General features: G+C 60.2%; 10 protein-coding genes and 1 pseudogene. 5 read left to right on the top strand and 6 right to left on the bottom strand.

What is annotated here, in order from left to right; all coding sequences use genetic code 11:
* Positions 1 to 57: 57 nt before the first annotated feature.
* Positions 58 to 1,293, top strand: coding sequence for a sterol desaturase family protein (locus tag AC1DH9_RS18565; protein WP_427538782.1), 1,236 nt, complete (start codon positions 58 to 60; stop codon positions 1,291 to 1,293).
* Here the strand turns inward: AC1DH9_RS18565 and AC1DH9_RS18560 are convergent.
* Positions 1,274 to 1,906 carry a DedA family protein gene (locus AC1DH9_RS18560; protein ID WP_427529717.1) on the bottom strand — a complete coding sequence of 211 codons (633 nt, stop codon included), beginning with the start codon at positions 1,904 to 1,906 and terminating at the stop codon, positions 1,274 to 1,276. The two genes, AC1DH9_RS18565 and AC1DH9_RS18560, sit on opposite strands and share 20 nt — an antisense overlap.
* A gap of 207 nt (positions 1,907 to 2,113) precedes the next feature.
* Between AC1DH9_RS18560 and hemB the strand changes: the two genes are divergently transcribed.
* Both hemB and ppk1 read left to right on the top strand, forming a co-directional pair.
* Positions 2,114 to 3,127 (top strand): porphobilinogen synthase, encoded by a 1,014-nt coding sequence (gene hemB / locus AC1DH9_RS18555; protein ID WP_427538779.1) that lies wholly within the window; start codon positions 2,114 to 2,116, stop codon positions 3,125 to 3,127.
* Positions 3,128 to 3,145: 18 nt separating this feature from the next.
* Entirely contained in the window at positions 3,146 to 5,371 is a 2,226-nt protein-coding gene (ppk1, locus tag AC1DH9_RS18550) for a polyphosphate kinase 1 (RefSeq protein WP_427538776.1), read from the top strand.
* 59 nt (positions 5,372 to 5,430) lie between these two features.
* Here ppk1 and AC1DH9_RS18545 read toward each other — a convergent pair.
* The 5 genes and pseudogenes from AC1DH9_RS18545 to AC1DH9_RS18525 form a co-directional block, all read right to left on the bottom strand.
* Positions 5,431 to 6,697 (bottom strand): annotated as a pseudogene (locus AC1DH9_RS18545) (Ppx/GppA phosphatase family protein).
* A 230-nt stretch (positions 6,698 to 6,927) separates the two neighbouring features.
* Positions 6,928 to 7,665, bottom strand: a complete 738-nt coding sequence (locus tag AC1DH9_RS18540) for an amino acid ABC transporter ATP-binding protein (protein ID WP_427529723.1) — start codon at positions 7,663 to 7,665, stop codon at positions 6,928 to 6,930.
* Positions 7,652 to 8,302, bottom strand: a complete 651-nt coding sequence (locus AC1DH9_RS18535; RefSeq protein WP_103317849.1) for an amino acid ABC transporter permease — start codon at positions 8,300 to 8,302, stop codon at positions 7,652 to 7,654. The genes AC1DH9_RS18540 and AC1DH9_RS18535 overlap by 14 nt, the downstream gene beginning before the upstream one ends.
* Positions 8,299 to 8,967 (bottom strand): amino acid ABC transporter permease, encoded by a 669-nt coding sequence (locus AC1DH9_RS18530; protein WP_477808553.1) that lies wholly within the window; start codon positions 8,965 to 8,967, stop codon positions 8,299 to 8,301. Before AC1DH9_RS18530 ends, AC1DH9_RS18535 begins: the two co-directional genes overlap by 4 nt.
* Positions 8,968 to 9,001: 34 nt before the next feature.
* Positions 9,002 to 9,787: a transporter substrate-binding domain-containing protein gene (locus tag AC1DH9_RS18525; RefSeq protein WP_477808552.1), complete on the bottom strand. Its 786-nt coding sequence runs from the start codon at positions 9,785 to 9,787 to the stop codon at positions 9,002 to 9,004.
* 254 nt (positions 9,788 to 10,041) lie between these two features.
* On the opposite strand from AC1DH9_RS18525, the gene AC1DH9_RS18520 reads away from it, so the two are divergent.
* Together AC1DH9_RS18520 and trxA are read left to right on the top strand one after the other, a co-directional pair.
* On the top strand, positions 10,042 to 10,746 hold the full coding sequence (locus tag AC1DH9_RS18520) for a FadR/GntR family transcriptional regulator (protein WP_427538766.1): 705 nt from the start codon (positions 10,042 to 10,044) through the stop codon (positions 10,744 to 10,746).
* Positions 10,747 to 10,866: 120 nt separating this feature from the next.
* Entirely contained in the window at positions 10,867 to 11,196 is a 330-nt protein-coding gene (gene trxA, locus AC1DH9_RS18515) for a thioredoxin TrxA (protein ID WP_003206727.1), read from the top strand.
* Positions 11,197 to 11,442 lie beyond the last annotated feature (246 nt).

Raw genomic sequence — 11,442 nt, 5'->3', positions numbered from 1 at the left:
GGGTTATTTCGCGGCTACACCTAGGATCAGTCATCACCATTGCGATCAGGTCGCGTCATGGACTTCATTCTGTATGCGGTGCCGTTTTTCTTCGTGTTGATTGCCGTCGAGCTGCTGGCGGACCGCTGGCGCGGGGTGCGTAATTATCGCCTGGCCGATGCGATCAACAGCCTCAGCACCGGCGTGTTGTCGACCACCACCGGCCTGCTGACCAAAGGTGTGGGGCTGGTGACCTACGCGTTTGCCCTGAAGCATCTGGCATTGTTCGAGCTGTCGGCCGAGAGCGTTTGGGTCTGGGTGTTCGCCTTTGTCCTTTATGACTTCTGCTACTACTGGCTGCACCGCATGGGGCATGAGCGCAACATACTCTGGGCGGCGCATTCGGTGCATCACCAAAGCGAGGACTACAACCTCTCCACGGCGTTGCGCCAGACCAGCACCGGGTTCCTGCTGAGCTGGATTTTCTACCTTCCGATGGCGGTGCTCGGCGTGCCGCTAATGGTGTTCGTCAGCGTCGCGGCGCTGAACCTGCTGTACCAATTCTGGGTTCACACCAAACACATTCCCAAGCTCGGCTGGTTCGAATGGTTCTTCGTCACGCCCTCCAACCATCGGGCTCACCATGCGCAGAACGCGCTCTACATGGATCGCAACTACGGTGGGGTGTTCATTATCTGGGACCGGCTGTTTGGTTCGTTCCAGGAAGAGGACGACAACGAACCGGTGATTTTTGGCGTGACCACGCCATTGGCGAGCTGGAATCCGTTGTGGGCGAATGTGCAGTTCTATGCGCAGTTATGGGCCGATGCACGGCGCGCCGAACGCTGGTGGGACAAGCTGCGAATCTGGTTCATGCGTACCGGTTGGCGGCCCGCGGACGTGGCGGCGAAGTACCCGATGAACAAGCCGGACCTGAGTCAGTTCCGCAAATTCGAGGTGCCGCTGGACGGGCGACAGCAGGTCTATATCGCGCTGCAGTTTTGCCTGTATATCGCGCTGGGCAGCTACCTGATGAATCTGGAACGAAGCTTGCCAGCCGCGGCCCTGGTGTTGGGTTGGGGGGCGGTAGCGCTGGGGGTGTTTGTGCTGGGCGTGGCCCTGGAGAATCGCCCACAGGCGTTGAAGCTGGAGTTGCTGCGGCTGGCGCTGAACCTGCCGCTGGTCTGGCTGGCGCCGCTGGTCGGGCTATGGCCGGCCAGCGCGGTGGGCTGGATCGGCCTGCTCAGTTACAGCCTGCTCAGCGGCATCGGTCTCTACTGCTGCAAAAACCGCATCACTCGACTGGCGTCGTAGGCTCGCTGTTCTTGGCCTTTTCAGCTTGCAGGAGCTGATCGTCTTCGTAGATTTTCTTGGCGAGGCGAGCATTCTTGAAACGCCGGCGCAGCCACAGGCAGAAGCCCAGCACCAGCAGGGCGCCGAGTACCCACAGTTCGTACTTCTTGACGCTGCCGAGCATGCCTTCGAGCACCGCGCCAAAGTGATAAGCGGCAGCCGCCAGGGCGCTGGCCCAGATCGCCGCGCCAATCCCGTTGAGTATCAGGTAGCGTCCCGGTGGATAACCCGACAGGCCGATGGCCACGGGCATCACCGTGCGCAGGCCGTAGACGAAGCGAAAGCTCAGCACCCAGATGTCCGGGTGCTTGCGGATATGCTCCAGAGCCCGATCACCCATCAGTTGCCAGCGTGGTTTGCGCGCCAGCAGTTTGCGGCCGTGCTTGCGCCCCAGGAAGTACCACAGCTGATCGCCGGCGTAGCTGCCGAAGAACGCCACGATCACCACCAGGTTGATGTCCATGTATCCGCGGAACGCGAGGAAGCCTGCGAGTACCAGAATGGTTTCGCCTTCGAAGAACGTCCCGAGGAAAAGGGCAAAGTAGCCGAAGTCATGCAGAAATTGTTGGAGCATTGTCTGGGTGCTGGCGAAATGAACGCGCAGCCTAACCCTTCAGGCACATTCAGGAAAGTGTCGAAATGTGTCTCGACGTGAACATTTCCTACAAGGACAATGGTTGCGACTACAGGTCACAGGGGTGCACATAACTGTCATACGTTGGTCATAATGGCCGCTTATAACTGTCACGCTCGCCTGCCAGCGCGGGCTCAGGAGTCTGTCGTGAGCTTTACCCCCGCCAACCGTTTGTTTCCTGCAACCCGCCTGCGTCGCAACCGTCGTGATGACTTTTCTCGCCGTCTGGTCCGTGAAAACGTCCTGACCACCAATGACCTGATTCTTCCGGTTTTTGTGCTCGACGGTGAAAACCGTCGTGAAGCGGTTGCCTCGATGCCGGGCGTCGAACGCCTGACCATCGACCTGTTGCTCGAAGAAGCGGCCCGGTGGGTCGAGCTGGGCATTCCAGCCGTGGCGCTGTTCCCGGTGACCCCGGCCGAACTCAAATCCCTCGACGCCGCCGAGGCGTGGAACCCGGAGGGTATCGCCCAGCGTGCCACCCGTGCCCTGCGTGCACGTTTCCCGGAGTTGGGGGTGATTACCGACGTAGCACTGGACCCGTTCACCACCCACGGGCAGGACGGTATTCTGGATGAAGAAGGGTATGTGCAGAACGACGTCACCGTCGATGCGCTGGTCAAACAGGCCTTGTCCCACGCCGCTGCCGGTGCGCAGGTGGTGGCTCCGTCGGACATGATGGACGGCCGCATCCAGGCGATCCGTGAAGCGCTGGAGCTGGCCGGTCACGTCAACGTGCGGATCATGGCTTACTCGGCCAAGTACGCCAGCGCCTATTACGGTCCGTTCCGCGATGCGGTGGGTTCGGCGCTGAACCTGGGCAAGGCCAACAAGGCGTCCTATCAAATGGACCCGGCCAACGGCAACGAAGCCCTGCACGAAGTGGCGGCGGACTTGTCAGAAGGCGCGGATATGGTCATGGTCAAGCCAGGCATGCCGTACCTGGACATCCTTTACCGGGTCAAAGAAGAATTTAAAGTGCCGACCTTTGTCTATCAGGTCAGCGGTGAGTACGCGATGCACATGGCAGCAATCCAGAATGGCTGGTTGAGCGAAGGGGTTATTCTAGAGTCCCTGACCGCTTTTAAACGCGCTGGAGCTGATGGCATCCTGACTTACTTTGCCGTACGTGCCGCTCAATTGTTACGAGAGCAACAATAGCCCTCCCAGGAACATCCGATGAATACCGAAGGACTTACTGAAGTTGCCGTAAAAGAAGCTCAACCCCTGGTTGAGCCTGTCGTCGAAATCGAGCCAGCGCTGGAGCCTGCCCCGCCCGCGGTGGTGGTAGCCGAAGCGGCGCCGGCGGCACCGGCAGTCGCGATTCCAGGCCTGGATGACAGCAGCCTGTACATCCATCGCGAGCTGTCGCAACTGCAGTTCAACATCCGCGTGCTGGAGCAGGCGCTGGATGAGTCCTATCCGTTGCTGGAACGGCTGAAGTTTCTGCTGATTTTTTCCAGCAACCTGGACGAGTTCTTCGAGATTCGTGTTGCCGGGCTCAAGAAACAGATCACCTTCGCCCGTGAACAGGCCGGTGCCGACGGCCTGCAACCGCATCAGGCGCTGGCGCGCATCAGTGATCTGGTGCACGGTCACGTCGATCGCCAATACGCGATCCTCAACGACATCCTGTTGCCGGAACTGGAGAAACATCAGGTCCGCTTCATCCGTCGCCGCTACTGGACTACCAAACTCAAGACCTGGGTGCGCCGCTATTTCCGCGACGAGATCGCGCCGATCATCACCCCGATCGGTCTCGACCCGACGCACCCGTTCCCGTTGCTGGTGAACAAGAGCCTGAACTTCATTGTCGAGCTCGAAGGTATCGATGCATTCGGTCGCGATTCCGGCCTGGCGATCATCCCGGCCCCGCGTTTGCTGCCGCGTGTGATCAAGGTGCCGGAAGAGGTCGGTGGCACCGGCGACAACTATGTGTTCTTGTCGTCGATGATCCACGCACACGCCGACGACCTGTTCCAGGGCATGAAGGTCAAGGGCTGCTATCAGTTCCGCCTGACCCGAAACGCTGACCTTGCGGTCGACACCGAAGACGTCGAAGACCTGGCCCGCGCGCTGCGCGGTGAACTGTTTTCCCGTCGCTACGGTGACGCGGTGCGCCTGGAAGTCGCGGACACCTGCCCGAAACACCTGTCTGACTACCTGCTCAAGCAGTTTAATCTGAGCGAGACCGAGCTGTATCAGGTCAACGGTCCGGTCAACCTGACGCGGCTGTTCAGCATCACTGGCCTGGACAGTCACCCGGAGCTGCAATACACGCCGTTCACGCCGCAGATCCCGAAACTGCTGCAGAACAGCGAGAACATTTTCAGCGTGATCAGCAAGCAGGACATTCTGCTGCTGCACCCGTTCGAGTCTTTCACCCCGGTGGTCGACTTGCTGCGCCAGGCGGCCAAGGACCCGCACGTGTTGGCGGTCCGTCAGACCCTTTACCGCAGCGGCGCCAACTCGGAGATCGTCGATGCGCTGGTCGATGCGGCGCGTAACGGCAAGGAAGTCACCGCGGTGATCGAATTGCGTGCGCGGTTCGACGAAGAGTCCAACCTGCAACTGGCCAGCCGTCTGCAAGCCGCTGGCGCGGTGGTGATCTACGGCGTGGTGGGCTTCAAGACCCACGCCAAGATGATGCTGATCCTGCGCCGCGAGGCCGGCGAGATTGTCCGCTACGCCCACTTGGGCACCGGCAACTACCACGCCGCCAACGCCCGCCTGTACACCGACTACAGCCTGCTGACGTCCGACGACGCCTTGTGCGAGGACGTCGGCAAACTGTTCAGCCAGTTGATCGGCATGGGTAAAACCCTGCGCATGAAGAAACTGCTGCACGCGCCGTTCACGCTGAAGAAGGGCATGCTCGACATGATTGCCCGGGAGACCCAGTTCGCGCTTGATGGCAAACCAGCCCACATCATCGCCAAGTTCAACTCGCTGACCGACCCGAAGGTCATCCGCGCGTTGTACAAGGCCAGCCAGTCCGGGGTTCGGATCGATCTGGTGATACGCGGCATGTGCTGCCTGCGGCCAGGTATCGCCGGGGTTTCGCACAACATCCACGTGCGCTCGATCATCGGTCGCTTCCTGGAACACACACGGGTCTTCTACTTCCTCAACGGCGGTGAAGAGCAGATGTTCCTGTCGAGTGCCGACTGGATGGAGCGCAACCTCGATAAACGCGTCGAGACGTGCTTCCCGGTGGAAGGCAAGAAGCTGATTACCCGGGTCAAGAAAGAGCTGGAGCTTTACCTCACCGATAACACCCACAGCTGGAGCCTGCAGCCGGACGGCCGTTACATCCGCAACACGCCGACCGGCAACCAGAACCCGCGCAGCGCCCAGGCAACCTTGCTGGAGCGTTTGGGCAGCCCGATTCTGACTGTGAGTTAACGCAGGAGAGGGACCGGCATGATGCAAAAGGGCGATCCGCAAGGATCGCCCTTTTGTTTTCAGTGAACGTTAAGCACGAAGTTAACGCGGGTCAGCCATTCCGCTTCCAGCGCGAAGTCGGCCTGGGTCAGCTGGTTTTCGTCCAGCCAGTTCTCCGGGAACAACACATCCAGGGTGTCACCGTTGGCCTGCAACGAGACCTGCGGCATCTTTTGGGTGCCGCGGATGTGATGGAACAGAATCGCGAAGCGCAGGAGCACGCAGAGGCGAATCAGCTTGATGCCGTCATCGCCAAACTCGGCAAACCTGTCCTTGGGAATGTTGCGGCGGTGGCCGCGTACCAGCAGCGCCAGCATCAGTTGGTCTTCACGGGAAAAACCGGCCAGATCGGAGTGTTCGATCAGGTAGGCGCCGTGTTTGTGGAATTGATAATGGGCGATATCCAGCCCGATTTCGTGGACCTTGGCCGCCCAGCCCAGCAGTTCGCGCCAGACGCCGTCATTCAGGTCCCAGTCGTCGGCCACCTGGTCGAACGCATGAAGCGCTTTGCGTTCGACGCGGTCGGCCTGTTCCACGTCGACGTGGTAACGCTCCATGAGCGAGCTGAGAGTGCGTTCGCGGACGTCTTCGTGGTGATGACGGCCTAGCAGGTCATAGAGCACGCCTTCGCGCAGGGCGCCTTCACAGTGGTCCATGCGTTGCAGTTCGAGGGCGTCGAAGATTGCTTCGAGAATCGCCAGGCCAGCCGGGAAAATCGCCCGGCGATCCGGTTTGATGCCTTCGAAATCGATTTTTTCAACGTCACCGAGTTTGATCAGCCTGCGCTTGAGCCAGGACAGACCTTCGGCATTGACCTCGCCAGTCCCGTGGCCACCCGCCTTCAGCGCCAGACCAATGGCACGGCACCAAGCGCTTGCCCGGTGTGTCGGCGAGGGTGTGGGAGACGCCAAGGTAGATCAGGCGGGCTTCTTCACGACCGGAGATGACTTCTACCGGGTGACCGAGGATTTCTTCGGCGCGGCGGATGAATTCGCCACGGTTGCGAGCCTCGCGCAGGGCGTTGGTACCGACGATCCGCACGGCGCCCGATGGCATGCCGTTGATCAGTTGGGCAAAGCGTTTCAGGCAATCGAGCCCGCGCTGCATGGATTCTTCGGTGAGTTGGCGCTCTTCGTCGATCCCCGCGGCCAACTGAACCTTCTCGCCAAGCCGCTCGAGAATACGGATTTCATTGTGCAGGGCCTTGGCCACGACCATATGGAAGCTGTTCGAGCCCAGGTCGATAGCGGCGATCAGGGACAGATTCTTGGCTTGGGATTGAGGCATGGTGAGGGGGTCTCGGTCGATAACCTCGACATCCTGCCACGATCAACCGCTGCCGCCAACGCACAGTGATTAAAGCCTTGATCCAGCGCAGCATGCCGTGACCGCTTCGCGCTCAATCGCGAGCAGGCTCGCTCCCACATTGGATTTGTGTCGCCTGCAGGACTGACGGCAACAAAGAACCCTGTGGGAGCGAGCCTGCTCGCGATGGCGGCTTGGCAGGAGCCAGAAAATCAGCCCGCGGCTTCCACGGTACCAATGAAATTCGCCAGCTCTGCCGTCTTCGGATTGGCAAACAACACTTTCGGATCGCCCACCTCATGCACCTTGCCCTGGTGCATGAACACCAGTTTGTCGCCGACTTCACGGGCGAAGCGCATTTCATGGGTGACCATGATCAGCGTCATCCCGTCCCTGGCCAGTTGCCGGACCACGCTCAGCACCTCGTTGACGAGCTCCGGGTCGAGTGCCGAGGTGATTTCGTCGCACAGCAGCACTTTCGGCGACATTGCCAGGGCCCGGGCAATCGCGACACGCTGTTGCTGGCCGCCGGACAGTCGATCCGGGAACGCATCGAACTTCTCCGCGAGCCCGACCCGCTCCAGCATCTGTCGCGCCAGTCCGGCGGCTTTGGTCTTGGAGACTTTCTGCACCACTTGCGGCGCGAGCATGACGTTTTCGCCCACCGTCAGGTGCGGGAACAGGTTGAATTGCTGAAACACCATGCCGACCTTCTGTCGCAGGCTGCGCAGGTCGGCGCGGGCGGCGTCGAGGTATTCGCCGTCGACTTCGATCACCCCGTCGTTGATCGACTCCAGGCCGTTCAAGGTGCGCAGCAGGGTCGATTTCCCCGAGCCGCTGCGGCCGATGATCGCCACCACCTGGCCTTCGTCGACGCTCAGGTCGATGCCTTTGAGCACATGGTGATCACCATAATATTTATGCAGGGCGGAAATTCTAAGCAGAGGCATGCAGTCTCCTTTCCAGGTAGCGGGCACTGAGGGACAACGGGTAGCAGAGCAGGAAGTAACCGAGCGCCACGAGGCCGTAGACCATGAAGGGTTCGAAGGTTGCATTGGCGAGCATGCCGCCGGTTTTGGTGAGTTCGGTGAAGCCGATGATCGAGGTCACCGCCGTGCCCTTGACCACCTGCACCGAGAAGCCCACGGTCGGTGCCACGGCAATGCGCAGGGCTTGCGGCAGGATCACGTAGCGCAGTTGTTCAAAAGGATTGAGCGCCAGGCTCGCCGACGCTTCCCACTGCCCGTTGGCGATCGAGTCGACGCAGCCGCGCCAGATCTCCGCCAGGTAAGCGCTGGTAAACAGCGTCAAGGCAATCGCCGCCGCCAGCCACGGCGAAATCTCGATCCCCAGCAGCGCTACGCCGAAAAACACCAGGAACAGCTGCATCAGCAGTGGTGTGCCCTGGAACAGCTCAATGTAGGTACGGGCGAAGCCTCGTGGCAGAGAGTTTTTCGAGATACGCAGGGTCATGATCAGCAAGCCGATCAGCCCGCCGCCGATAAACGCTACCAGCGACAGCGCCAGAGTCCATTGCAGGCCGGTGAGCAGGTTGCGGACGATGTCCCAGAAGGTGAAATCGCTCATTGGTCGTTCCTCGCAATGTAGCGTCGCCCAATCCAGTTCAGTAGCTGGCGGATCAACAAGGCCATGCACAGGTAGACCAGCGTGGTCAGGGCGTAGGTTTCGAAGGCGCGGAAGTTGCGCGACTGAATGAAGTTGGCGGCAAAACTCAGCTCTTGCGTGGCGATCTGTGAGCACACTGCCGAACCGAGCATGACGATGATGATCTGGCTGCTCAGGGCTGGCCAGACCTTGCCCAGCGCCGGCAGCAGCACCACATGGCGGAAGGCTTCGAAGCGGCTCATCGCCAAGGCTGCCGCAGCTTCCAGCTGGCCACGCGGGATCGCTTKAATGCCCGCGCGGATGATTTCCGTCGAATAGGCGCCGAGGTTGATCACCATCGCCAGCACTGCCGCCTGCCATTCGGAAATTTGCAGGCCCAGCGACGGCAAGCCGAAGAAGATGAAGAACAGTTGCACCAGAAACGGTGTGTTGCGGATCAACTCGACGTAAACCCCGAAAATCCCGGCAAACGGACGGATGTTCCACGCCCGCACCACCGCGCCGACAATCCCCAGGCTCACCCCGAGCAGTGCGCCGATGGCCGTCAGCTCAAGGGTGAACAGCGCACCGCGCAGCAGCAGGTCGGTGTTCTGCACCACCGGTAAAAAGTCGAACTGATAGGCCATGGACAGTTTCCTCGATTAAGCGCCGTCGCGACGATCAGAGATCGGCCGGCAGCGGCTGCTTGAGCCAGGTTTGAGCGTTTTTCTCCAGGCTGCCATCGGTCCTGGCGGTGGTCAGGATCTGGTTGACCTTGTCCAGCAACRCCGGCTCGTTCTTGTTCACACCGACGTAGACCGGCGAATCCTTGAGCTTCAGTTTCAGCGCCGGAATGCGTTTCGGGTTGCGCTCACTGATGGTCACCATCACCACATTGCCGCTGGCGATAAGGTCGACTTGCCCTGCGAGGTAAGCGGCGACAGTCGAGTTGTTGTCTTCGAAGCGCTTGATGGTCACGCCTTGCGGAGCCACGGCAGTCAACTCGATGTCTTCGATCGCGCCGCGGGTGACGCTGACGGTTTTACCCTTGAGGTCATCCAGGCCATTGATGGCGACGTCCGGCGGGCCGAACACCGCGAGATAGAAGGGTGCATAGGCTCGGGAGAAGTCGATGACCTTCTCGCGCTCAGGGTTTTTGCCGAGGCTGGAGATCACCAGGTCGACCTTGCCGGTGGTCAGGAACGGGATGCGGTTGGTGCTGTTGACCGGCGTCAGTTCGAGTTTGACCTTGAGCTGGTCGGCCAGCAGTTTGGCGGTGTCGATGTCCAGGCCGCGGGGTTTCATGTCGGGGCCCACCGAGCCAAACGGCGGGAAGTCCTGAGGCACGGCGACCTTGAGCGTGCCGCGTTTGACCACATCCTCCAGGCCGTCGGCATGGGCGGGGAGCTGACAGAGCATCAGGCTGGCGAACAGGGCAGTGAGCAGGGCGCTGCAACGCTGGATCATGGCAATTCTCCGGATTCGGCAAGTGATTTCTGCGAATCGACAGAGCACAGCCCATGCCAACCTCCGGCGAAATGCCTGCAAAGCTACGGATTTACTGGCGTTGATCGGTCTTACTGGTCTGAACAGTTGCGGATTTTTTCGCACCTTGATCGGGCATTGGTCATAGCGCTCGAACCCCCGTGGGGCACGACTTGCCTGACTCGGCGATTAGCTTTACAACTAGCCGCTCACTGGCTTGGCTCGTCTGAAAAACCATGAATTCGATCTCCCGCGCCGTACCTGAAGTGGCGCTGCATGCCATCCGTAAACTGATTGCCGAACAGGGTTTCGGGCCGGGGGACGTGCTGCCTTCGCAGCGTGATCTGGCATTGCAACTGGGCGTGAGTCGGGCGTCGCTGCGTGAGGCGTTGTCATCCTTGAGTGCCTTGGGAGTGATCAGCGTGCAGCCCGGTAAAGGGGTATTTGTTCAGGCAGTCGAGCCATCCCCGGCGGTATCGGGAGTCAGTTGGCCGTTCGCGGCTCAAGCCTCGCCTGTGGATATCTTTCAGCTGCGCTATGCCCTGGAAGGTTTTGCGGCGGGGTTGGCGGCGGTGACGTTGAGCGCCGATGAGCTTGATGCCCTTGAAGATAACGTCGCCGCGATGCGCGACGAGTTACGTGCCGGGGACTTCGACGCGGCGGCGCGGCTGGACTTCGAATTTCATCGGCGAATCCTGCTGGCCAGTGGCAATCAAGCGATGTTGAGCATTCTGACGGCGAGTGCCGAGCTCTTTCTGGAGAGCCAGAAACTACCGTTTATCCGGGTCGAACGGGCCATGGAAACCTGGCAGGAACACCGCAAGATCCTCCGGGCGCTGGCCCGCCGGGCTTCGGGGGCCGCGCAGAAGGCTATGCAGGAGCATGTGCGCAACGCGGCCCTGCGCACAGGAATCTCCTTCGTGACCCCCGCCACGGCGTGACTTGAGCTATACCCAAACTCATGCACCATCATAGCGAGACTCAATCATCTGCGGCTTCCTGAACGAGGGAAGGGCGGCTATGATGGGCCACGTTTTTTTGCTTACAACCTGGAGACTTCCATGAGCAGCGATCTTATCAAACACGTTAGCGACGCTAGCTTCGAAGCTGACGTACTCAAGGCCGAAGGTGCTGTACTGGTCGACTACTGGGCTGAGTGGTGTGGCCCATGCAAGATGATCGCTCCGGTTCTGGACGAAATCGCTGAAACCTACAAAGGTAAGCTGACCGTTGCCAAGCTGAACATCGACGAAAACCAGGAAACCCCGGCCAAGCACGGCGTACGTGGTATCCCGACCCTGATGCTGTTCAAGAACGGCAACGTCGAAGCGACCAAGGTTGGCGCGCTGTCGAAGTCGCAACTGGCTGCCTTCCTCGACGCCAACATCTAAGCGTCGTTGCAAGCGTCATCCAAAAAGCCCCGCAAATAGCGGGGCTTTTTCGTTATTCAGGGCTAGACGCTCCGAAACTCAGGTGTTACATTCGGCCCCGCACTGGTTTCTCCAGCGCCCCCTGCAAGCCGTCGCCGACGCTCTCCTTTTCGAATAAGTACGCGATCCWGTCGCCTTCTCTGCGGCGCGGCCTCATWAAGCCAAAAGCTTAATTTCCCCCCCCTCCATAAATGATTACGTCATTCC

This window comes from Pseudomonas sp. 05T35 (genome assembly GCF_056396605.1).
This window is presented reverse-complemented; position numbering and strand designations above follow the sequence as displayed.

Bases quoted from the DNA above. Each gene is read 5' to 3' on its own strand.
- AC1DH9_RS18565 (WP_427538782.1), top strand. From the start codon at position 58: ATGGACTTCATTCTGTATGCGGTGCCGTTTTTCTTCGTGTTGATTGCC.
- AC1DH9_RS18560 (WP_427529717.1), bottom strand. From the start codon at position 1,906: ATGCTCCAACAATTTCTGCATGACTTCGGCTACTTTGCCCTTTTCCTC.
- ppk1 (WP_427538776.1), top strand. From the start codon at position 3,146: ATGAATACCGAAGGACTTACTGAAGTTGCCGTAAAAGAAGCTCAACCC.
- AC1DH9_RS18540 (WP_427529723.1), bottom strand. From the start codon at position 7,665: ATGCCTCTGCTTAGAATTTCCGCCCTGCATAAATATTATGGTGATCAC.
- AC1DH9_RS18535 (WP_103317849.1), bottom strand. From the start codon at position 8,302: ATGAGCGATTTCACCTTCTGGGACATCGTCCGCAACCTGCTCACCGGC.
- AC1DH9_RS18520 (WP_427538766.1), top strand. From the start codon at position 10,042: ATGAATTCGATCTCCCGCGCCGTACCTGAAGTGGCGCTGCATGCCATC.
- trxA (WP_003206727.1), top strand. From the start codon at position 10,867: ATGAGCAGCGATCTTATCAAACACGTTAGCGACGCTAGCTTCGAAGCT.